Origin of the sequence: Jiella pacifica (assembly GCF_010500815.1) — a bacterium.
GTDB lineage: Bacteria > Pseudomonadota > Alphaproteobacteria > Rhizobiales > Rhizobiaceae > Jiella > Jiella pacifica.
Window position 1 is genome coordinate 1 of sequence record NZ_JAAAMG010000042.1, and the last position, 20,510, is coordinate 20,510.

General features: G+C 65.3%; 21 protein-coding genes and 1 pseudogene. 12 read left to right on the forward strand and 10 right to left on the reverse strand.

From position 1 onward, the window contains the following. Positions 1–244: 244 nt before the first annotated feature. Together GTK09_RS25990 and GTK09_RS25995 are read right to left on the reverse strand one after the other, a co-directional pair. A complete protein-coding gene (locus GTK09_RS25990; protein WP_203561216.1) occupies positions 245–1,975 on the reverse strand; it encodes a flotillin family protein in 1,731 nt (576 codons plus the stop codon). A 58-nt stretch (positions 1,976–2,033) separates the two neighbouring features. Continuing rightward, positions 2,034–2,717, reverse strand: coding sequence for an OB-fold-containig protein (locus GTK09_RS25995; protein WP_163466317.1), 684 nt, complete (start codon positions 2,715–2,717; stop codon positions 2,034–2,036). A gap of 336 nt (positions 2,718–3,053) precedes the next feature. Here GTK09_RS25995 and GTK09_RS26000 point away from each other — a divergent pair, with 336 nt between their 5' ends. Then, the gene (locus GTK09_RS26000) at positions 3,054–3,590 is read left to right on the forward strand and encodes a thermonuclease family protein (protein WP_246218142.1); all 537 of its coding nucleotides are present in this window, start codon (positions 3,054–3,056) and stop codon (positions 3,588–3,590) included. 105 nt (positions 3,591–3,695) lie between these two features. Here the strand turns inward: GTK09_RS26000 and GTK09_RS26005 are convergent, their stop codons facing one another. From GTK09_RS26005 to GTK09_RS26015, 3 genes are all read right to left on the reverse strand, one after another. Next, positions 3,696–5,210 (reverse strand): MDR family MFS transporter, encoded by a 1,515-nt coding sequence (locus GTK09_RS26005; protein ID WP_163466318.1) that lies wholly within the window; start codon positions 5,208–5,210, stop codon positions 3,696–3,698. A gap of 197 nt (positions 5,211–5,407) precedes the next feature. Continuing rightward, positions 5,408–6,247 (reverse strand): MBL fold metallo-hydrolase, encoded by an 840-nt coding sequence (locus GTK09_RS26010; protein WP_163466319.1) that lies wholly within the window; start codon positions 6,245–6,247, stop codon positions 5,408–5,410. 116 nt (positions 6,248–6,363) lie between these two features. Next, complete coding sequence (locus GTK09_RS26015) at positions 6,364–6,981, reverse strand: tetratricopeptide repeat protein (protein ID WP_163466320.1); 618 nt, start codon at positions 6,979–6,981, stop codon at positions 6,364–6,366. A gap of 182 nt (positions 6,982–7,163) precedes the next feature. Between GTK09_RS26015 and GTK09_RS26020 the strand changes: the two genes are divergently transcribed. Next, a complete protein-coding gene (locus GTK09_RS26020) occupies positions 7,164–7,583 on the forward strand; it encodes a BLUF domain-containing protein (RefSeq protein ID WP_163466321.1) in 420 nt (139 codons plus the stop codon). Between the two features lie 107 nt (positions 7,584–7,690). Here the strand turns inward: GTK09_RS26020 and GTK09_RS26025 are convergent, their stop codons facing one another. Together GTK09_RS26025 and GTK09_RS26030 are read right to left on the reverse strand one after the other, a co-directional pair. Then, positions 7,691–8,176 (reverse strand): GFA family protein, encoded by a 486-nt coding sequence (locus tag GTK09_RS26025; RefSeq protein WP_203561217.1) that lies wholly within the window; start codon positions 8,174–8,176, stop codon positions 7,691–7,693. Between the two features lie 35 nt (positions 8,177–8,211). Then, positions 8,212–9,258, reverse strand: a complete 1,047-nt coding sequence (locus tag GTK09_RS26030; protein WP_163466322.1) for a sulfotransferase family 2 domain-containing protein — start codon at positions 9,256–9,258, stop codon at positions 8,212–8,214. A 130-nt stretch (positions 9,259–9,388) separates the two neighbouring features. Here GTK09_RS26030 and GTK09_RS26035 point away from each other — a divergent pair, with 130 nt between their 5' ends. Further along, a complete protein-coding gene (locus tag GTK09_RS26035; protein ID WP_163466323.1) occupies positions 9,389–10,138 on the forward strand; it encodes a YebC/PmpR family DNA-binding transcriptional regulator in 750 nt (249 codons plus the stop codon). Between the two features lie 142 nt (positions 10,139–10,280). On the opposite strand, the gene GTK09_RS26040 is transcribed toward GTK09_RS26035, so the two are convergent. Further along, a complete protein-coding gene (locus GTK09_RS26040) occupies positions 10,281–11,219 on the reverse strand; it encodes a LysR family transcriptional regulator (RefSeq protein WP_163466324.1) in 939 nt (312 codons plus the stop codon). Positions 11,220–11,317: 98 nt separating this feature from the next. Here GTK09_RS26040 and GTK09_RS26045 point away from each other — a divergent pair, with 98 nt between their 5' ends. Then, positions 11,318–12,325 carry an NADP-dependent oxidoreductase gene (locus GTK09_RS26045; protein WP_163466331.1) on the forward strand — a complete coding sequence of 336 codons (1,008 nt, stop codon included), beginning with the start codon at positions 11,318–11,320 and terminating at the stop codon, positions 12,323–12,325. 114 nt (positions 12,326–12,439) lie between these two features. Beyond that, complete coding sequence (locus GTK09_RS26050) at positions 12,440–12,868, forward strand: hypothetical protein (protein ID WP_163466325.1); 429 nt, start codon at positions 12,440–12,442, stop codon at positions 12,866–12,868. Positions 12,869–12,972: 104 nt separating this feature from the next. Here GTK09_RS26050 and GTK09_RS26055 read toward each other — a convergent pair whose 3' ends face one another. Then, positions 12,973–13,572 carry a Uma2 family endonuclease gene (locus GTK09_RS26055; RefSeq protein WP_163466326.1) on the reverse strand — a complete coding sequence of 200 codons (600 nt, stop codon included), beginning with the start codon at positions 13,570–13,572 and terminating at the stop codon, positions 12,973–12,975. Between the two features lie 154 nt (positions 13,573–13,726). Here GTK09_RS26055 and ruvC point away from each other — a divergent pair, with 154 nt between their 5' ends. From ruvC to GTK09_RS26085, 7 genes are all read left to right on the forward strand, one after another. After that, entirely contained in the window at positions 13,727–14,239 is a 513-nt protein-coding gene (ruvC, locus tag GTK09_RS26060; RefSeq protein WP_163466332.1) for a crossover junction endodeoxyribonuclease RuvC, read from the forward strand. A 114-nt stretch (positions 14,240–14,353) separates the two neighbouring features. Beyond that, a complete protein-coding gene (lepA, locus tag GTK09_RS26065) occupies positions 14,354–16,165 on the forward strand; it encodes a translation elongation factor 4 (protein ID WP_163466333.1) in 1,812 nt (603 codons plus the stop codon). A 15-nt stretch (positions 16,166–16,180) separates the two neighbouring features. Further along, positions 16,181–16,444: a DUF4258 domain-containing protein gene (locus tag GTK09_RS26070; protein WP_163466327.1), complete on the forward strand. Its 264-nt coding sequence runs from the start codon at positions 16,181–16,183 to the stop codon at positions 16,442–16,444. Beyond that, positions 16,441–16,638, forward strand: coding sequence for a DUF2283 domain-containing protein (locus GTK09_RS26075; RefSeq protein ID WP_203561218.1), 198 nt, complete (start codon positions 16,441–16,443; stop codon positions 16,636–16,638). The genes GTK09_RS26070 and GTK09_RS26075 overlap by 4 nt, the downstream gene beginning before the upstream one ends. A 196-nt stretch (positions 16,639–16,834) precedes the next feature. Continuing rightward, positions 16,835–18,028: a type IIL restriction-modification enzyme MmeI gene (locus GTK09_RS26080; protein ID WP_246218143.1), complete on the forward strand. Its 1,194-nt coding sequence runs from the start codon at positions 16,835–16,837 to the stop codon at positions 18,026–18,028. Between the two features lie 18 nt (positions 18,029–18,046). Beyond that, the gene (locus GTK09_RS27680; protein ID WP_246218144.1) at positions 18,047–18,472 is read left to right on the forward strand and encodes a DNA methyltransferase; all 426 of its coding nucleotides are present in this window, start codon (positions 18,047–18,049) and stop codon (positions 18,470–18,472) included. Between the two features lie 17 nt (positions 18,473–18,489). After that, the gene (locus GTK09_RS26085; RefSeq protein ID WP_163466328.1) at positions 18,490–20,364 is read left to right on the forward strand and encodes a hypothetical protein; all 1,875 of its coding nucleotides are present in this window, start codon (positions 18,490–18,492) and stop codon (positions 20,362–20,364) included. A gap of 27 nt (positions 20,365–20,391) precedes the next feature. On the opposite strand, the pseudogene GTK09_RS26090 reads toward GTK09_RS26085, so the two are convergent. Next, positions 20,392–20,510: pseudogene (locus GTK09_RS26090) on the reverse strand (IS481 family transposase); the annotation flags it as partial.

A 20,510-nucleotide genomic window follows, 5' to 3' on the forward strand; every position in this document is an offset into this window, starting at 1 on the left:
CCATGCCAGGGTGCGGTCTGTCTTCTGGACGACCAGGATTCTCCCGGCCTCCTTCCCGCTTCCCACCATACATCAATTCGAACACACAGGATTCTCGGGACGGGGCCCGAGAATGACGAGGCCGCGATGTTTCGACACCATTCGTCCACGGAGACGCCGCTCGGCATCGGCTTGCGAACGAAGCCCCCCTGAAAATGTGTGAATCCTGTAGAGCTCGACCAGCGCCCAGCACCGGCTCCCTCCGTCAGCCCTTTGCCGTCTCGCCGGTCTCGGAGCCCCGACCGTTCGCGCCCCCCTGGCCTGCCGGTGCGTCGCCATCTCCGCCGCCCCCGGCCATCCTTCCGGCATTGCGGCCGAGATTGCCGAGCCCCCCGTCGAGATCGAGCTCCTTCAGGAGCGCGTCGACCAGCGGCGCCTGGCCGCGATAGCGCAGCGCCGAATTGACCATCCGGTCGGACATCGACGCCCCGTCGTCGCCGTTCCCACCGCTGCCGCCGCCGGCAGCCCCGGTCAGCCCGTCGACCTGCAGGATCTTGATCTGGTCGATCCGCTCCATCGGCCGGACGCTCTCGGCGATGATCTTCGGCATTTCCTCGATCAGCCGGAGCCGCACCTGCATGGCGATCTGCTCGGCCGACAGCATGTTGGCCGCCTCGTTGAGCGCCCGCGCACCTTCCGCCTCGACGCGGAAGCGCACCTCGTCGGCCTCGGCCTTCTGGCGCACGGCATCCGCCTCGGCCTCGGCGAGGATGCGGGCCCTGTCCGCCTCGCCGCGGGCAATCTGGCGCTGCGCCTCGGCCTGGTCCTCGGCGGCCTCACGCTCGGCTTCCGCCCCGACGCGAACCGAGATCGCCTGGCGCTCGGCGGCCTGGCGTGCCTGGACGAGTTCCACCTGCTTGCGTCGCTCGGCCGCCTCGACCTCGCGCACGGTCTCGACCTGCTCGGCGGCGCGCACGGCGATCGCCCGCGCGGCATCGGCGTCCGCCTGGGCTTCGGAGCGGGCGCGCGAGCGGTCGGCGATGGCGATCTCGCGGTCCTGCTCGGTCAGTTCGATGGTCTTGCGGCGCTCGATCTCGGCCGCTTCCAGCGCCTGCTTCTGGGCGATCTCCCGGCGCCGCACCTCCTGCTCGGAGTGGATCTGCGCCTCCCGCGCCTCGCGCTCGCGCTGGGCCTTTTCCGTCGAGATCAGCGCTTCCTGGCCGGCCCGGCGGACGGCGATCTCGCGCTGCTGCTCCAGCCGGAAATACTCCTGGTCGCGGGTGATCTCGAGCTGCATCTGCTCGGCTTCGAGGTTCTTGCGGGCGATGGCCACCTGGGTGTCCTGCTCGATGTCGTTGCGCTTCTTGCGCCGCTCCTCGATCTCCTGGGTGAGTTTGGTCAGCCCCTCGGCGTCGAAGGCGTTGTCGGGGTTGAAATAGTCGCGCCTGGTCTGGTCGAGGCCGGTCAGCGACACCGTCTCGAGTTCGAGACCGTTCTTCAGGAGGTCTTCCGAGACGGCGTTCTGAACTCGCTGGACGAAGTCGATCCGGCGCTCGTGCAACTCCTCCATCGCCATCTCGGCCGCGACCGAGCGCAGGGCGTCGACGAACTTGCCCTCGATGAGGTCCTTCAGGCTCTCCGGTTCCATCGTCCGCCGGCCGAGGGTCTGGGCGGCGTTGGCGATGGATTCGGCCGTCGGCTGGGCCCGGACGTAGAATTCGGCGACGACGTCGACCCGCATCCGGTCGCGGGTGATCAGCGCCGCCTCGTCGGCGCGCCGCACCTCGAGCCTGAGCGTGTTCATGTTGACCGGGATCACCTCGTGCAGCACCGGCATGACCAGAGCGCCGCCGTTCATGATCACCTTCTGCCCGCCGAGGCCTGTCCGGACGTAGGAGACTTCCTTCGACGAGCGGCGATAGAGCCGGGCAAAGATCAGGAGGACGGCGACGATCGCCGCGACGACCGCTCCCACGAGGATCAGGGTTTCGTTCACGGCGGTGGCTCCTTCGGGCATGGCGATCGCTCGGATCGGCTTCGTTCGTGGGGACGGGTCAGGCGGTAGGATCACGCATCACACGGGCGGTCGCCCCCGCCAGAGATACGACGATGACCGGCGTTCCCGGTCCGTATTCCTCGCCTTCGTCGTCCGGCTCGGCGAGCAGGTAGTGGGTGGTGCCATGTTCGTCGGTGAGGCGCATCTGCGCCGGCAGGCCGATGCGCGCCGTGCCGCCGCTGACGACGCCCATGCGCCCGACGAAGCTCTCGCGGCTGATCGCCGCCGTCTCCTCCTTCGGGATGATCCGGCCGACCGCCCGCCCGAGATGGCGCATGAACAACCCGCCGCCGACGATCGCGGGGACGGCTGCGAATGCCGGCGAAAGCGGCGCGCCGAGAAGGCTCGTCATCGCCGCCTGCAGGACGAGGCCGGTGCCGCCGAAACCGAGGAGGAACAGGATGAGGAGAACCAGGAACGGCACCCGCCCGAAGGACAGCCAGTCGAGCGCCGCATCGAAGGAGGACCCGCCGAAGGCGCCATCCACGCCGCCATCGACATCGGCATGAACGTCGATCCCGGCGTGAGCGTCCGACGCAAGATCGGGCAGCGCGTCGTCGACGAGGCCGGACAGGGAGTGGCCGATCACGGCCGAGAGCGCTTCGAGCAGCGCGATCACCAGGACGCCGCACAAGGCGAGGCTGAACGGGAACAGCGGTGCGGCGAACAGTTCCGTCGGCATCGTCTCCCTCCCCCTCATGGCCTCGTGGCGACCGGCGAACCGGAAGACGGCGACCGATCGTTCGATACCAGCATGCGTGCATGCGAGACCGGAGGCAAGCGCTCGCGAAGAGAGGATGACGTAGCGGCATATAGACCATCACGGGGCAAGGCGGCGCGCGATTGCAAGCCGGGCGAAAAATTCGCCTTTGGATAAAATCGTCCGGATCGTTTTGACGGCTTGGCGACCGGGCGGCCGCAACCTGCGGCCATGCGCAACGCCCCGTCAAAATTCGTCCGCACCGGACCGCCCGACCGCCACCGCCCGCCGCGCCGGCGGCGCGCTCGCAGCGTTCCGATGTCCCGATCGGCCGGCGACGCTCTGGTCGTCGCGGCGGTCTTCGCCGGCGCATTGTTTCTCGGCAGGATGCAGGAGAACGGCGCGCTGGACGCCGCCTTTGCGGCCATCGAAAGGCACGTCGCGATCTTCACTGACCAGGGCCGGGCGATCGACCCGACAACGGAGCCCGGCGTCCGCCCCGCCGCCCGATGGGGCGCCCTCCCCCTCTGCAGCAGCGGCAAACGCGTCACCTGCCTCGTCGACGGCGACACCGGTTGGGCCGGCGGGACGAAATGGCGCCTCCTGAACATCGACGCGCCGGAGGTCTCGCGCCCCGAATGCCCGCGCGAGAGGCTCTTCGCCGACCAGGCCACCCGCCGCCTGCAGGCGCTGCTGGCGAGCGGCTACGATCTCGACGGCGACGGGCACGATCGATATGGCCGCGAGCTCGTCACCATCACCCTGTCGGACGGCCGCGACGCCGGCGCCGTGCTGATCGCCGAAGGCCTGGTGCAGCCCTGGCCGAACTCCGGCAATCCGTGGTGCGGACGATGAATCCGGCCGGCTGCTGAGACCCGGCATCTCACCGCATTGGCGGCGCTTCGCAGGAGCGGTCGGGGCGAACGGCGGCAAGCAGATCCAGCCGCGATCTGGAAACGCCTACGCTTCCGGCGTCGGCAGCGCCTCGGGCTCTGCCGTGGCCGTCTCGCGCGCGGCCCCGGCGGGAACGGCCGTGGGCTTCGTCTTCGGCACCAGCAGCGCCAGCGCGAAGGTCAGGGCCGCCACGCAGAACATCGCCCAGAAGGTGAGATGCAGGGAATGGGCCAGCGCGCCTTGCGTCTGCGGATCGGCGACGATGGCGCCCGGCCGTTCGAGCAGCTCCTGGATCCTGTCGAGGCTCGCCGGCAGGGCGCCGCCGCCGCCATGGGCGAGGCTCAGATTGAACACCGCGCCGAGCGCCGTCGCCCCGAGGGTCGAGCCGAGATTGCGCGAGAAGATGTTCGAGGAGGTCGCCGCGCCCCGCTCGCTCCAGCCGACCGAACTCTGGACGATGACGATGGCGGCGTTGGTCAGGAAGCCCATGCCGAAGCCGATGATCAGCGAGCCGAAGCCCGCGAGGAGCGGCGAGGCGCCGGGGCCGAGGAACAGGAAGACGCTGGCGCCGATCGGCAGCAGCGCCGCCCCGAAGAGCAGGATGGGCCGGAGGCCGAAGCGACTGAAGTTCTTTGCCGCGACGGTCGCGCCGATCGGCCAGCCGAGCACCATGACGGTGAGCGTGAAGCCGGCGACGAGCGGTGTCTGGCCGAGCACGCCCTGGACGTACATCGGCAGGAAGGTGGTCAGTCCGATTACAGTCATGCCGCTGAGCAGCGTCACCAGATTGGCGGTGGCGATCGAGCGCCGCAGCCACAGGCCGATGTCCATCATCGGGTCGCGCGCCCGCCGCTCCTGGGCGAGGAAGAGAACGGCGGCCGCAACCGCGACCGCCAGCGCCGCGACGACCGTCGCGGCGGACGACCCGATCTCCGTCAACGCCACCATCAGCGCCGCGACCGAGACTGCGAAGAGGCCCGCACCCAGGACGTCGACCTTGCGCTTTTCGCGGGTGATGCCCTCGTTGAGGAAGGCGATGAAGCCCACTGCTGCGAGAATGCCGATCGGAATGTTGATCCAGAAGATCCAGGCCCAGGAGAAATGCTGGATGATCAGCCCGCCGGCGAGCGGACCTGCTACCGAGGAAACGCCCCAGACGCTGGCGAGATAACCCTGAACCTTGCCCCGTTCCTCGACCGAATACATGTCGCCGACGAGGGTGAGCGCCACCGGCTGGATGGCACCGGCGCCGACGCCCTGGATCAGCCGGAAGGCGATCAGCGAGGGCATCGACCAGGCGAAACCGCAGAGCAGCGAGCCGGCGAGGAAGATGGCGATGCCGATCAGGAGGATGGGCCGCCGGCCATAGAGATCGGCGAGCTTGCCGAAGGCGACGGTCATGGCGGTCTGGGCGAGCAGAAAGGCGGAGAAAACCCAGGAATAAAGGTGCAGGTCGCCGAGCTGGCTGGCGATCTGCGGCATCGCCGTGGACACGATGGTCGCCTCGATGGAGATCATCGCCATGGACGCCATGATCGCGGCGACGATGAAGGGACGACGACGCGCCGGAATTTCTGACATGGGGCAAACCGGTGATGGCCGCGGCGCAAAGTCGACCGACGGCGACTGTCCCGGACCTGCGGGCGACGCGAAGTCAGCGAGCGATGGCCGGGATGGGGAAATTTATCTAAGGTAACCTTGTCTTCATGCCATAGACCTCTGGCCGAAAGCTGGCAAGCGCACTGGCGTCGCAAAGACGCCGCGCCGGCGCGCCGGGGTCACACGCCCGGCAGGACGATCACCGTCGGACGGTCCGGCAAGGTCTTCACCGAGATCGTGAAGCTGTCCTCGCGCGGCCATTCCACCGCAAAATCCGGCAGCTTTTCGAGAAACCGGTCGATCGGGCCGCGAAAGCGATGCATCGGCAGGACGATCCGCGAATTCAGCCGCTCGGTGATCTCGCCCATGCCGGCCTGGCTCATGGTCATGCCGCCGTCGACCGGCACCATCAGGATGTCCAGCCGGCCGATCGCCGCATAGTCCTCGTCCGTCAGCGTGTGATGGAGATGACCGAGATGGCCGATGCAGAGCCCCGCCACCTCGAAGATGAAGATCGAATTGCCGTCGGCCTCCATCACCCCGCCCCAGGAGCGGATGTCGGTAGGAACGTTCCTGACGAACATGTCGCCGACGGTCACGGCATGGCGGGCGGGGCCGTCGCCACCCAGATTCCAGCCCGGCAGCACGTGCTGGATCGCCGGGTCCGGATAGGGCGTGTTGTGGGACGAATGCGCCTTGTTCATCGTCGCGATGTCCGGGACGACGCCCCCGGCATAGCCGGCGAAGTCGGTCGCCGCGACGACCCCGCGGGGGCTCTCGATCAGGAAGGTCGCGTGGGTGACGTAGGTGATCCTGACCGTCTGGTCGCTTTGCGGATTCTCGAACAGACCGCGATCGTTGGTGGAGAATTGCGCAAACGTCGCCTTCGGCATGAGGCTGGCGATCGCCCGGCACTGGCTGGGCCGCTCCTCCCCGGCGCCGGCCGGTTGGGCCTTCGCGCTGACGGCGAGGCCGAGAAGACAGACGACGGCGACCAATCCGAACAAGCCCCGACGCATGGCGCACCCCCTCCGGCGGTTTCGATCACGCCTGAAGCTAACTGCAGCTGCGCTGCGGCCAAATCAAATGGCCGTCATTGCCGCGAGCCGCGGATCTGCTGACACGAACTGCCCCCTCAAAGGTCGACGCCCGGCCGCGCCGGCTTGGCCGGCTCGCCGACGATGAGGCCGCGTTCCTTGAGGAAGGGATGGATCTCGACCGCTCGGCGCAGCTGGGTCTGGGCAAGGCGATGCCGGCCCTGGCGCATCAGGATCAGCGCCCGGCCGGCCATCGCCGCGAAATGCCGCGGCTCCAGTTCGATCGCACGGTCGACGTCCGCCAGCGCCGCGTCGAAATCCTCCTGCAGAAACAGGACGAAGCCGCGCTGGTTGTAGGCCTCGGCATATCTCGGCGCCCCGGCGACGGCCTCGTCGAGCAGCGCCCTGGCGCCGGCGAAGTCGTAGACCTCGCGCCGCGCCATCGCCTCGCGGACGAGATTTTCCGTCCGCCGGTCCGGCGCCTGCATCCAGCGGCGCCAGATCCGGTCCTCGATCGCCCGCCCCGCCGCCTCGTTCGGCGCGGTCTTCAGGGCCGCGAACAGGCGGTCCAGTTCCACCGCCTTCTCCCCCGAACCGCCGGAGGGCGCCGCTTCCGCCGCCGGCGCCGCGGCAGGTTCGGCCATGGCCGGGCCGAAGGCGGCTGCGAGAAAGACGCCCGCCGCGGCGATCGGCGCGATGAGATCCGGTCTTGCCATCGTCCGTTCCTTCCGGGACTGCGACCCGAACTGCGGCCCCGGCCTTGCGGCCCGGATCGTGCGACCCGCGTCCCCAAGATCCTCGGTGGGATATTCCTCCAGTTGGCGCGGCAACCGCAAAGTCATATTGTCGTTACCCCGTCGCCTGATGGTTTTCGTCGCGGCCAGGAAGGATGGCATCCATGACGGTCTACCGGCTCGCTTATCTCTCCCGTCCGGCGCCCGGCATCACCGCTGCGGACGTCCGCGCCATCGCGGCAAGTGCTGCCCGGCGCAATGGCGACCTCGCCGTGACGGGAATGCTGATCCACGAGTTCAACCGCTTCATCCAGCTCCTGGAAGGCCCGCTCGAGGCCATCGAGGCTTTGATGACGGCGATCATCGCCGACGGGCGCCATACCGACATCCGCATCTTCCTGCGCCAGAGCGCGGCGGCGCCCTCCCTGTCACGCTGGATCATGTGGTCGGACTTCGACCGCATGGCGATGAGCAAGCACGAGTTGGAACTGCGCGAGGAGATCGTCCGCGCCGCGCTCGAAAGCCTCGCCGAGCTCGACGCCGAAAGACGTTACGCCGGAGCGGCGGAGGACGGAGCGGCGTAGCGCCGCCGCCGTTCCCGGCATGGCCGGCATGGATTGCAGGAGACATGGGAAGCCGGGGCGCTGCCCCGCTCGCGCCTTTGCCGGCCCGATGGCCAGTCTCGGGCGTGTCACTCCCCCTCGATCCCCAGCATCTGACGCCATCGCGCCTTCATCGCCGACCCGCCGTCTTCGGGCCCCTGCCGATAGGCCAGTTCGTCCTCGCCGATCGTCACGAAGGCCTGCTTCGACCGGGTCCAGATGTGCCCTGCCGGGACGAGCCAGGCAGCGTCGTCGAGCGTGCCGGCCTTGACGTTGAGCCGGCCCGGATCGCCTTCCGAACGATGCAGGATGCGCACGCCGCAGTCGGGGCAGAAGTCGCCGAGCCGCACGCTGCCGTTCTCCGCCACGCGCCGCGTGGTGTGCATCCCGCCCGTCACCGCCACCGATGCCGGCTCGCAGCGCAGGCTCTCGCCGAAGGCGCTGGAGGTCTGTCTCTGGCATTCCGTGCAATGGCAGAGATAGAACATCGCCGGCACGGCCCGGATCTCATAGCGCACCCGGCCGCACTGGCAGCCGCCGGTCAAGGGCAGCGGCGGTATTTTCACCGGCATCATCGCGGCCATCTTTCCGTTCAGGCAGTTGCGCTTCCTCATCCATCCGCGGCCGGATCATCCAGGAGACGCTCGCGCCAGCGCACCAGGTCATAGAAGGCGCGCGCATCTTCGATCATCTGGCCGTGAGCGGCAACCGCCTCGTCGATCTCGGCCTGCGGCACGAGCGAGCTGCGGTCCCGCGTGACGTTGAGGCGCGGGAGATCGGCCGGATCGATCCCCAGCGAGGATCTATGGCGGGCGAGGAAGCGATCGAGCCCGTCCACCGTCCCGACCGTGATCCTCTCCAGCCGCGCGCATGTGAGTTCCGCCGACGGCTCGGCCTTGCCGGTCAACATCACCTGCTGCAACCGCAGTTCGGCCGGTCCGCCCGGACGATCGAGAAAATCGCGCAGCGTTCCTTTCGCCAGAAACCGCATCACCGAATTGAAGCTTTCGACCCTTTCGCCGGGGCGCCGGGCATGGCCGGCCACGGAGACCAGACGCTCCAGGGGATCGCGGACGACCGCGAAATAACGCGCGTCACCGATCTCGGCATGAAGCGCGTCGAAGCCGACATGTCCGCCGATCAGATCGTGGGCCGCAAGATGCGGCGCCGCCGCTTTCAGCGCCAGGCGATCGTCGAGATAGAGCGGGCGGACGGCCCGCCGGCGCGCGGCCTCGAACAGCGAAGTGCCGGCGGCTTTCGAAATGTGGACGAAGACCGTCTGGCGACCGGCGAAACGGCGCCCGTCGACGTCTTCCAGATGCGACCGGATCGGCGCGAGGGGTCGAGATCGCAGCAAAAACGGGATGATCGGACGCCGCCGCAAGAAGCGCGGGGATCGTAAGCGCTTCGCCGACATCAGGATGAAGACGTCGTTCTCGAAGGCCGGCTTCCAGTGGGCGACCTGGCGAAGCCGTTCGAGCGGTACACGGCTGATCCACCCCTTGTGGATGAGGATCGCGTCGGCCGGCTCGCCATAGGAGACCGCCCCGCGAACCTCACCCTCGATCGCTGCCGGAACGGCGATCGCGGCGATCCGACCGCTTTCTACGAGTTGCTCCGCGACGGACACGGCCTCTCGCCAGAGGGGATCCACCATCTCGACCTTTCGTTGCCAGATTTGCCGCCATGCCCGGCCGAATGTCGAGATGGGCGTTCTGGACGGATCGGCGAGAATTTTTTATATGACCGTCACTTTTCACCGCTGAAAATCAACGAGCAGGTGCCGCATGGCCGGTCATTCACAGTTCAAGAACATCATGCATCGCAAGGGGCGGCAGGATGCCGTCCGCTCCAAGCTGTTTTCCAAGCTCGCCCGCGAGATCACCGTCGCGGCCAAGGCCGGCCTGCCAGACCCCGACATGAATCCGCGCCTGCGCCTGGCGATCAACAACGCCAAGGCCCAGTCGATGCCCAAGGACAACATCGACCGCGCCATCAAGAAGGCGGCCGGCGGCGAAGGCGACAATTACGACGAGGTCCGCTACGAGGGCTACGGCCCGGGCGGCGTCGCCGTCATCGTCGAAGCGCTCACCGACAACCGCAATCGCACCGCCTCCAACGTCCGCTCCTACTTCACCAAGTCCGGCGGCGCGCTCGGCGAGACCGGCTCAGTCGCCTTCATGTTCGACCGCGTCGGCGAGATCGTCTATCCGGCGAAGGTCGGCGACGCCGACAAGGTGATGGAAGCGGCGATCGAGGCCGGCGCCGACGACGTCGTCTCCGACGAGAACGGCCACACGATCATCACCGCCTTCGAGGACCTCAACGAGGTTTCGACCGCTCTGGAAGCTTTGCTCGGCGAAGCCGAGAGCGTCCGCGCCATCTGGCGGCCCCAGACCGGCACCCCGGTCGACGAGGAAAAGGCCCAGAGCGTGCTCCGCCTGATCGGCAATCTCGACGAGGACGACGACGTCCAGAACGTCTACGCGAACTTCGAGGTCGACGACGCAGTGATGGCGAAGCTTTCGGCTGCTTGAGAAGGCGGGCCGGGACGCAGCCGCGTCCCCCCCGTCGAACAAGATCGAGGTCGGCCACGAAAATCGTTTACCGCGGCCGAGACGACGTGGAGCGACACCGGCGCCAAGGCCGTGCAAGGGCCCAGCGAACCTGCGGCGGCCCTCAGTCCGGCGCGCCGGCCGCAGCCTTCATCTGCTCTTGGAACGTCTGCTGGAGGCTCGTCAGGAAGGCGCGCACGGCGGGATTGGCCCGGCGACTCTCCGGCCAGAGCGCGGTGATGTTGTGCCGCTCGACGGCGAAGTCGGGCAGCACCGGAACGAGTTCGCCCCGCGCGACGTAGGGCGCCGCGAGAAAGTTCGCGACGATGCCGATGCCGCCGCCGGCCGCGAGCGCCGCGACCAGCGCATCGCTGACGTCGACGACGATGCCCGACGGGGGCACGACCTCGATCTCCCGGTGGCCGATCCGAAACGGCCAGCGCATGGCCTGGCCGGAGCTCTGATATCGCAGAGTGACGGTGTCGTGGCCCGCGATATCGTCCGGATGCATCGGTGTGCCGCGGGCTGCCAGATAGGTCGGCGCGGCGAAGGCGCAGAGCCGATGCGGCGCCAGCCGACGCGACAACAGCCGCGAATCCGGAAGTTCGCCGATGCGCACCGCGACATCGATCCCCTCCTCGACGAAATCGGCCATCCGGTCGCTCAGCCTCAGATCGATGGCGACCCCGGGATAGAGCTTGCGAAAGCGAGGCAGCGCCGGCGCGATCACATGCACGCCGATCGGCAGGGACGCTGCGATCCGCAAGCTGCCCGTGGGTTCGGATCGGGCCGTCATCGCCGCCTGCTCGATCGCCTGCGCATCGCTCAGCAGTCTCAGCGCGCGCTCGTGCAGGTCGCGGCCCTCGGGCGTCAGCGTCAATGACCGGGTGGTGCGGGTGAACAGCGAAACGCCCAGGCGCTGCTCGAGCCTCTGCACGCTCTTGCTGACGGCCGAGGGCGACACCGCCAGGGATCGGGCCGCCGCCGTATAGCTTCCCAGCGAGCCGGCGCGGGCGAACGCGATCAGGCCGGTCAGACGCTCGAATGCCATTTGTTCCTTCATGGCATGATTGAAGCGACTTAAGCCGTCATTATCAATCCATACCATCGCCGATACATGACCGCCGAAGCAACGATCCCAAGGAGGTTCCAGTGAGCGACATGATGAAGGCGATCCGGCTGCACGCATTCGGCGGCCCCGAAGTGCTGCGCTACGAGGACGCCCCGAAACCGGAACCCGCCGCCGGCGAAGTGCTCGTCCGGGTCCGCGCCATCGGCATCAATCCGCCCGATTGGTATCTGCGCGGCGGCTATGCGATGCTGCCGCCCGAATGGCGGCCAGAGGTCGCCTTCCCCGTCATTCCGGGAACGGACGTCTCGGGCGTCGTCGAGGCCGTCGCCGAGGGCGTCGAGGCAGTCTCCGTCGGAGACGAAGTCTATGCCATGGTGCGGTTCCCCTCGGGCCTTGCCGGGGGCAGCAGGGCCTATGCCGAATATGTCGCCGTCCCGGCGTCCGAAGTCGCGCTCAAGCCGGCGGGCCTTGATCATGTCCATGCCGCGGCAGCGCCGATGTCGCTGCTCACCGCCTGGCAGTTCCTGATCGCGCTCGGCCATGACGAGCCCAACCCGCTGCAGCCGGCGCAGCATCAGCCGGTGCCGCTCGAAGGCAGGACCGTCCTCGTCAACGGCGCTGCCGGCGGCGTCGGGCATTTCGCGGTGCAGCTGGCGAAGTGGCGGGGCGCCCGCGTCGTTGCCGTGGCGTCGGGCCGGCACGAGACACTGCTGCGCCAGCTCGGCGCCGACGCGTTCATCGACTACACGCAAACGCCGCCAGAGGATGTTCCCGGCAAGGTGGACCTGGTCCTCGATGCCCTCGGCGGACCGAGCAGCGGCCGCTTCCTGCGCAAGATCGCGCGCGGCGGTGCACTGTTCCCGGTGTTCCCCCTGGGCTTTTCCGGCGCCGAGGAAGCCGAGAAGCTCGGCGTGACCGTCTCGGCGACGCAGGTGCGTTCGAGCGGGGCGCAGCTGGCCGAAGTCGCGAGCCTGCTCGATGACGGCACGGTCCGCGTCGTCATCGACGGCACCTATCCCCTCGCCGCGGCCCGCAGCGCACACGAGCGCGCCGCAAAAGGGCACATCCAGGGCAAGATCGTCCTCACCGTGGACTGAACGACGGTGGATGCGCCAGCGTCCTCACCCGCCGCGACGAGCCGCCCGCGGGTCGCGGCAGCCTCGCTGCGGAATCGGCGGCCGCTACGGGAACGAAAGAAATGGAGCGATGGAATGACCGAGCATCGCAAGCAGCCCCAGGGCACAGTGCCCTGGTTCGAGATGGTGGGCGCTGAGATGAGCCGCGCCGCCTCGCGATCCGGGCTTTCGCCGGACCTCACCGTGTCCCTGGTCGAGCGCTACAGCGACGGAACCGAACTCGGAGAGGGGTTGGTTCAGGGACTGCGCTTCGACATCGTCGCCGGCAAGCCGTCGTTCCGTGTCGGGGTGCGCCCGGACGAGCGCGGCGACGTCACGATCGTCGTGACGGCCGCTGCGGCGCGCCGCTTGAACGCCCTGTACGGCGGCGACCCGACCTATCCTGCCGCGCGCGCCGCGTTCCTGGCCTCGGGCGCGATGCGGGTGGATGGCGATCCTTCGCGCCTGGGCGGATGGCTGGAGACGGTGCACGATCCGATCGTCGACCGGACTTCCCAGCCCTGACGGCAGCGACCGGGTCGCCCGGCCTTGCAACTGGCGGGCAAGCCCGGACCGGATCGCCTGCCTCGACAGCCTCTCATCCTGGCTGGCCGCCCGCATGTCTCGCGTCACGCACCGACCGGTTTGTCTTTCACGCCCGTGTCCTCGTAGACCTCCTCGAGCGCCAGCTCGCAGCCGATCTCCGGCAGGTCGATGGTCGCAGCCAGGCCCTCGACGATCTCCGAGCGCCAGGCGTCGGCGCCCTCCCCGCCCCGCCGCCAGACGATCACCTCGGCCGATTCTGAGGCAACGAGCAGGACGACGCGAACGCCGTCGTTGGTCTTGTATTCCTCGACCTTGCGAAATCGGTCGAAGGCCATGGTCGACGGCGACAGCACCTCGATCAGCACCCGCGGTTCGCCGGTTTCCATCGAACGATCCGGCCCGCCCTTGCAGTCGACGATGATGTCCGGCCGCCGCAGGTTGCCGTTCGGGTTTCGAACGGACATGTCGTCCGTATGGGGCCGGCAGAGCTTGCCGCGCAGCTGATTTGCGAGCAATCGAAGAATATTCACGGTGATGATGTCATGCCGGCGGCTGGCCCCTGTCATCGCCTTGGCGGGCAGCACCGGTATTCCGTCGACCAGCTCGTAATTCTGCTCCTGGTCGAGCTGCCAAGCATAGAACTCGTCCGGCGTCATGCGTTTGATGGTCTGGGCGTCACTCATCGCCATCGCCTCCATTCCGACATATCCTACCGCGACCGCGAGGGCTTCGCGAGCCGCAATGTTCTCACGCGCTGCCGCGTGTTTCATCTTTGTTCATGTTTCGTCTGTCCAATCGCCAGCGATTCGGATAAAGGAAAGTTTGAACAAAATGTTAATGGAGACCCCCATCCGCATCGTCGGCATCGATCCGGGCCTCAGGCGCACCGGCTGGGGCATCGTCGAGACTCTGGGCAACTCGCTGCGCTTCGTGGCCAGCGGCACCATCACCTCCGATGCCCAATGCGATCTTGCCTCGCGGCTCTGCCAGCTGCACGAGGGCCTCTCCGCCGTCATCCATGGCCACAAGCCGGACGAGGCCGCCGTCGAACAGACCTTCGTCAACAAGGACGCGGTGGCGACGCTGAAGCTCGGCCAGGCCCGCGGCATCGCGCTGCTGGTGCCCGCTTTGGCCGGCCTGCCCGTCGCCGAATATGCGCCGAACGCCGTGAAGAAGGCCGTCATCGGCGTCGGCCATGGCGAGAAGAAGCAGATCCACATGATGGTGAAGGTCTTGATGCCGAAGGCGACCTTCGACACCGACGACGCCGCCGACGCGCTGGCCATCGCCATCTGCCACACCCATCACCGCCAGTCGGCCCAGGCCCGCGCCGCCTTCGCCGCGCGCTGAGCCGGCCCCGGCCCGGCCCCGGCCCTTGGCGTTTCGGCCAAATCTCTGCCGCAACGCGCAATCGAACGCTTCCAAGACGCGTTAACTGTCTTTATATCGCGGGCCATGAGCACCATGCCCGCGAACACGCCTCTCGACCACATCCGCAACTTCTCGATCGTCGCGCATATCGACCACGGGAAGTCGACCCTTGCCGATCGCCTGATCCAGAACACGGGCGGCCTCGAGCTGCGCGACATGAAGGAGCAGGTGCTCGATTCGATGGACATCGAGCGCGAGCGCGGCATCACCATCAAGGCGCAGACCGTGCGCCTGCACTACACCGCCAAGAACGGCGAGACCTACGTCCTCAACCTGATCGACACGCCGGGCCATGTCGACTTCGCCTACGAGGTGTCGCGCTCGCTGTCGGCCTGCGAGGGCGCTCTCTTGGTCGTCGACGCGGCACAGGGCGTCGAGGCGCAGACCCTCGCCAACGTCTATCTTGCCCTCGACAACAATCTCGAGATCGTCCCGGTTCTCAACAAGATCGACCTGCCCGCCGCCGAGCCCGACAAGGTGAAGGAGCAGATCGAGGAGGTGATCGGCCTCGACGCCTCCGAGGCGGTGATGATCTCGGCGAAATCCGGCCTCGGCATCGAGGACGTGCTGGAAGCCATCGTCCACCGCCTGCCGCCGCCCAAGGAGGGTGACCGCAAGGCGCCCCTGAAGGCGATGCTGGTCGATTCGTGGTACGACGCCTATCTCGGCGTCATCGTCCTCGTGCGCATCATCGACGGCGAACTGAAGAAGGGCCAGACCATCCGCATGATGGGCACGGACGCCAAATATCCGGTCGACCGGGTCGGCGTCTTCACTCCCAAGATGGTCCAGGTCGATGCGCTCGGCCCCGGCGAGCTCGGCTTCATCACCGCGAGCATCAAGGAAGTCGCCGACACCCGCGTCGGCGACACCATCACCGAGGACAAGCGCCCGACGACGTCGATGCTGCCGGGCTTCAAGCCGGCGCAGCCCGTCGTCTTCTGCGGCCTCTTCCCGGTCGACGCCGCCGACTTCGACGATCTGCGCGCCGCCATGGGCCGGCTCAGGCTCAACGACGCCAGCTTCTCCTTCGAGATGGAATCCTCGGCGGCCCTCGGTTTCGGCTTCCGCTGCGGCTTCCTTGGGCTGTTGCATCTCGAGATCATCCAGGAGCGCCTCTCCCGCGAGTTCGACCTCGATCTGATCGCGACGGCCCCCTCGGTGGTCTACAAGATCCACATGACCGACGGCTCCGACATCGAGCTGCACAACCCGGCCGACATGCCCGACGTCGTCCGCATCGACCACATCCAGGAGCCCTGGATCAAGGCGACGATCCTCACCCCCGACGACTATCTCGGCAACATCCTCACCCTCTGCCAGGAGCGCCGCGGCATCCAGCTCGACCTCTCCTATGTCGGCAAGCGCGCGCTGGTCGCCTACGAGCTGCCGCTGAACGAGGTGGTCTTCGACTTCTACGACCGGCTGAAGTCGATCTCGAAGGGCTATGCCTCGTTCGACTACCAGATGACCGAGTACCGCGAGGGCGACCTCGTGAAGCTCTCCGTCCTCGTCAATGCCGAGCCGGTCGACGCCCTCTCCATGCTCGTCCACCGCACCCAGGCGGACAGACGGGGAAGAGCCATGTGCGAGAAGCTGAAGGAGCTGATCCCCCACCACCTCTTCAAGATCCCGATCCAGGCGGCGATCGGCGGCAAGGTGATCGCCCGCGAGACCATCTCGGCGCTGCGCAAGGACGTCACCGCCAAATGCTACGGCGGCGACGCCACCCGCAAGCGCAAGCTCCTCGAAAAGCAGAAAGAGGGCAAGAAGCGCATGCGCCAGTTCGGCAAGGTCGAGATCCCGCAGGAGGCCTTCATCGCCGCGCTGAAGATGGATAGTTGAGCGGTCGGGGGATCGGTGGCGCCTTCCTCGAAACCCCTGACCTTCGTCCAACATGCGATCGACTCGATCGAAGAGCGCAAGCTCGACCCGGAATGGGTCATCCGGACAGTCGAAGCGCCCGACTGGATTGCTGACGATCCGCGCCCGGGGCGGACACGATACTACAAGGCGATCCCCGAATTCGGCGATCGCATCCTGCGCGTCGTCTGCTTTGAAGACGAGCGCGAACGGCGTATCATCACCATCTTCTTCGATCGAGACGCGCGGAGACCGCCATGAAACCGATCCGCATTCGCTACGATGCCGAGGCGAACGCCGCTTACATGCGGCTGTCGGAATCGCGTGTCATCGAAAGCGCCGAAGTCTCTCCCGACGTGATCCTGGACTATGACGCGGAGGGCCATATCGTCGGCATCGAATTGCTCGACGCCCGCACCCAGCTTCCCGCGGAGCTTCTGACCGAGGCGGCATAACGTCGTCGCCGAACTGCCGACAGCACCATCCCGGCATGGATCCCGAACCCTTCGGGTCGAGGATGGCGAAGCGGAGGGGTTCCCGCCCTCTCCGGCAACTTAGCCGCGACAATCCCAGCCACCTTCGCTAACCTTTTCAGCGACAAAGAAGCCTTCGGCGATTCGAGACCGCCGGCGGCTTGAGGGGGAAAGCGAGATGGCATCGCCGCAGGAGACCCGCGCCTCGGAGGGCGTCGACACGGGCAAGCTCGACCGGCTGATCGTCGAATCCTCCGCCTCAGGCGGCGCCGAGCGGGCGAACTACCAGCTTTTCGTCATGGGCCTTTGCGAGGCCCTCGGCCTTGGCCGCCCGCAAATGGCCTCGGCTGAAAACGCCCGCAACGACTACGTCTTCGAGCGGCAGATCGACTTCCGACACCCGGACGGCTCCACCACCCCCGGCTGGATCGACTGCTACAAGCGGGGCGCCTTCATCCTTGAGGCCAAGCAGTCCGCCAAGCGCGGGCCGGTCCGCGCGAGCGCCGATCCGGACCAGCTCTCGATGCTCGGCGCCGACGAGGCCAAGGTGAAGGCGGGCCACGCCAGGCGCGGCACCGGCACCTGGGACAAGGTGATGATCGCCGCGCGCCGTCAGGCGGAAAACTATGCCCGCGCGCTGCCCGTCGCCCATGGCTATCCGCCGTTTCTACTCGTCGTCGATGTCGGCCATGTCATCGAAATCTTCGCCGACTTTTCCGGCCAGGGAAAGAACTACGCCCATTTCCCCGATCGCCGCTCCTATCGCCTCGCCATGGACGATCTGCGCGACCCGGAAGTCCAGGCGCGGCTGCAGGCGATCTGGGCCGATCCCCATTCCCTCGATCCGGCGAAGAAGTCCGCCGAGGTCACCCGCGACATCGCCGAGCGTCTCGCCCGCGTCGCCAAGCGGCTGGAGGGAAAGCACGATCCGCGCGACGTCGCCGAATTTCTCATGCGCTGCCTCTTCACCATGTTCGCCGAGGATGTCGGGCTGATCCCGGAGGAAAGCTTCGTCAAGCTGCTCGGCGAGTTGAAAGACAAGCCGCAAGCCTTCGTTCCCGCCCTCGAAGCGCTCTGGGCGACCATGGACACCGGCGGCTACGAGCCGCGCATGATGGTGGCGCTGAAGCGCTTCAACGGCTCCTTGTTCAAGACCCGCACGGCGCTTCCCCTCGATGGCGAAGGCATTCACGAACTCTTCGTCGCCGCCAGGCGCGACTGGCGCGATGTCGAGCCGGCGATCTTCGGCACGCTTCTGGAGCGCGCCCTCGATTCCAGAGAGCGTTCCAAGCTCGGCGCCCATTACACGCCGAGAGCCTATGTCGAGCGGCTGGTGATCCCGACCATCATCGAGCCACTCACCGCCGACTGACAGGATGTCGAGGCGCGGGTGAAGGAGCTGCACGAGGCCGGCAAGGACGCCGCCGCCGTCGCCCTCGTCAAGGATTTCCACCACAAGCTCTGCACCCTGCGGGTGCTCGATCCCGCCTGCGGCACCGGCAATTTCCTCTATGTCTCGCTGGAACTGTTGAAGAAGCTCGAAGGCGAGGTGCTGGAAGCCCTCGATGCGCTGGGCGAAAACGCCCCACGCTTCATGATGGAGGGCGAGACGGTCTCCCCCCGCCAGTTCTATGGGCTGGAGATCAACCCCCGCGCCGTCGCCATCGCCGATCTGGTTCTGTGGATCGGCTATCTCGAATGGCAGCTGCGCACCAATGGCCTGTCGTCCATCGCCGAGCCGGTGCTCCATGCCTATGGCACCATCCGCCATCAGGACGCGATTTCCATATCTGATTGCACCGGTATAGCAGCATGAGTACACCGAAAAGTGGAATGACCCACCAAAGGGGTGCCGCTCGTCTGGCAGACGCCAGACTACGCGCACATTTCCCTCATATTGAGACTACGATTTATGAAATAAGTAAATTCGAACATATTGTCTTCGTCTCTGAAGATCAATTGAATGCGGCCTCGTTCTCCAAGGATTTCGAAAACAAAATCGTAATGGCTGGTTCAGACGTTAAACTGTCGAACGAACGACCGGCACGTGGAAAGCCCATCGCTCAGGTTGGCGAGGACGAATGGGGAAGCGCACGAGACATCACGGTCATTAGCCTATTCGATATAATGACTGAAATTGAATCGTGCTTCCCGGATTTTCCGATTTTAACCGGTTCAAGCTTCAACGAAGACGGCTCGAAAAATTTCTACTACAATTCATCCACGCATCATAGTCGTGAGTTCGAAGTCGAAATATATATAAATTCAGTTGTTGATTTCCGTAGATGCCATTTGGTGCCAAAAATTGGCGGTGAATCTCAACCTACTCCAGAAAAGACAATCGATTTTCTCCCGGTGTCAATTCGGCAGCAACGCAATCGACTACCAAAATTTGTAATCGATGCAGATCAATTTTGGTTTCAGAACGTAGGCCTCATCGCCTCCGGGCAACACGTTGATAATTTATCGCGACCCCGAAATGATGAAGATACGAAAGTTTATATTGATGCTTCTATGCCTTCCGTCGAGCTTCGACAACTCCTTCTTCTCTTCGATAAGATATACATGCAACCCCCAATGGAAGATGGAGCGATTAATTTAAAGAATTTCTTAGCCGCTAATAAAATTACCTCAGATGAATTCATGCAACTTGTCGCATCAAATCGCGTCGCGCTGGCATTTTCACAACCAGAAGAGCGATCAGATTATGCGTTCGTTGAAGAGATATACCAATTAAATCCGCTATCCATTATAAGCCGCAGAGAGCTCGCTGCATTGATACTAAACGACACCGCGCAAATCGAAAGAGAATATATACTCTGCCGTCCAGAAATGGGGCCAAGCGTAAGACAGTTTATCAAGGATTACACTGAAAGTGGAGGAGATGGGGAAGCTGTTGCACGAAACCTCCTTTATCCACGGTATGCCAAGCGCAATTGGGTATCATGGTTTGAAAACAGAGGCGCTCTGGGAGTCGAGCCTACAGGTTTAGGGGGGCAATTTTCCGAAGCGGTAGAACGCATTCAAAACAAAGACGTAAGGATCGAATCTTACTTATTTGGGCAAAATATTCAAATTGCGCAAAGTCTCGGCGCAATATACATTCCGCACACGCCACACGATTCCTATGTTGGCAGCTGGATCGAGCCCACCAGATTAATGGCCGATAAGCTTTCATTTTACCGTAACTTCAACACCAAGTTAGCTGCCTCATGGGCCGAATGCGAACGCGGGAAGATCGAGCGAACTAGCGTGATTCCGGCGATTCCCCTGTTTGATTTCGATGATACTGTAATTCCACTCTCTGAGATCATCGATGTAACTAAAAGGCCATCTTTAAGACGCAAAGGTCTCACCTTAGTGAGCCGTCTAGCAGAGCTACCATCAGATATCCGCCAAGAAGAAATTATCCGTCTTCGTAAGGAGCAGCGCAAACGTTTGGGGCTTACAAGAGTCCTTTCTAGGACACACGGTTGGATCTCAATTGGCTGCGACGTAAGCCTTTTTGCCCTTGGAGCGTCTCTGCCGCCGTTTTTCTCGGGGGCCTCGATGGTTGCAGCTGTCGCAAAGCGTCTATTGGAGAACGAGCAGGTTGATAGGATTGTCGATCATTTCGTGTCGGACTTAAACATGCAGCTCGGCAGAAATGAGGAAGTGGACTTTTTAGCAAAGACTTCGGGGGTCGCAAAATTGGCCGACCATCAATAAGCGCCTCGCCGAACACGACGTGTCCACTTAAGCTTCTTGACTGACGAATGACATGACGGTTTCGACTGGCCTACGGCCCATGTTGCGGTAGCCGAGGTGCGGGCGTTCGGTGTTGTAGTGGACGAGCCAGGCGTCGAGATCGGCCT

Bases quoted from the DNA above. Each gene is read 5' to 3' on its own strand.
- GTK09_RS25995 (WP_163466317.1), bottom strand. From the start codon at position 2,717: ATGCCGACGGAACTGTTCGCCGCACCGCTGTTCCCGTTCAGCCTCGCC.
- GTK09_RS26000 (WP_246218142.1), top strand. From the start codon at position 3,054: ATGTCCCGATCGGCCGGCGACGCTCTGGTCGTCGCGGCGGTCTTCGCC.
- GTK09_RS26005 (WP_163466318.1), bottom strand. From the start codon at position 5,210: ATGTCAGAAATTCCGGCGCGTCGTCGTCCCTTCATCGTCGCCGCGATC.
- GTK09_RS26010 (WP_163466319.1), bottom strand. From the start codon at position 6,247: ATGCGTCGGGGCTTGTTCGGATTGGTCGCCGTCGTCTGTCTTCTCGGC.
- GTK09_RS26015 (WP_163466320.1), bottom strand. From the start codon at position 6,981: ATGGCAAGACCGGATCTCATCGCGCCGATCGCCGCGGCGGGCGTCTTT.
- GTK09_RS26020 (WP_163466321.1), top strand. From the start codon at position 7,164: ATGACGGTCTACCGGCTCGCTTATCTCTCCCGTCCGGCGCCCGGCATC.
- GTK09_RS26025 (WP_203561217.1), bottom strand. From the start codon at position 8,176: ATGATGCCGGTGAAAATACCGCCGCTGCCCTTGACCGGCGGCTGCCAG.
- GTK09_RS26030 (WP_163466322.1), bottom strand. From the start codon at position 9,258: ATGGTGGATCCCCTCTGGCGAGAGGCCGTGTCCGTCGCGGAGCAACTC.
- GTK09_RS26035 (WP_163466323.1), top strand. From the start codon at position 9,389: ATGGCCGGTCATTCACAGTTCAAGAACATCATGCATCGCAAGGGGCGG.
- GTK09_RS26040 (WP_163466324.1), bottom strand. From the start codon at position 11,219: ATGAAGGAACAAATGGCATTCGAGCGTCTGACCGGCCTGATCGCGTTC.
- GTK09_RS26045 (WP_163466331.1), top strand. From the start codon at position 11,318: ATGATGAAGGCGATCCGGCTGCACGCATTCGGCGGCCCCGAAGTGCTG.
- GTK09_RS26050 (WP_163466325.1), top strand. From the start codon at position 12,440: ATGACCGAGCATCGCAAGCAGCCCCAGGGCACAGTGCCCTGGTTCGAG.
- GTK09_RS26055 (WP_163466326.1), bottom strand. From the start codon at position 13,572: ATGAGTGACGCCCAGACCATCAAACGCATGACGCCGGACGAGTTCTAT.
- ruvC (WP_163466332.1), top strand. From the start codon at position 13,727: ATGGAGACCCCCATCCGCATCGTCGGCATCGATCCGGGCCTCAGGCGC.
- lepA (WP_163466333.1), top strand. From the start codon at position 14,354: ATGCCCGCGAACACGCCTCTCGACCACATCCGCAACTTCTCGATCGTC.
- GTK09_RS26075 (WP_203561218.1), top strand. From the start codon at position 16,441: ATGAAACCGATCCGCATTCGCTACGATGCCGAGGCGAACGCCGCTTAC.
- GTK09_RS26080 (WP_246218143.1), top strand. From the start codon at position 16,835: ATGGCATCGCCGCAGGAGACCCGCGCCTCGGAGGGCGTCGACACGGGC.
- GTK09_RS26085 (WP_163466328.1), top strand. From the start codon at position 18,490: ATGACCCACCAAAGGGGTGCCGCTCGTCTGGCAGACGCCAGACTACGC.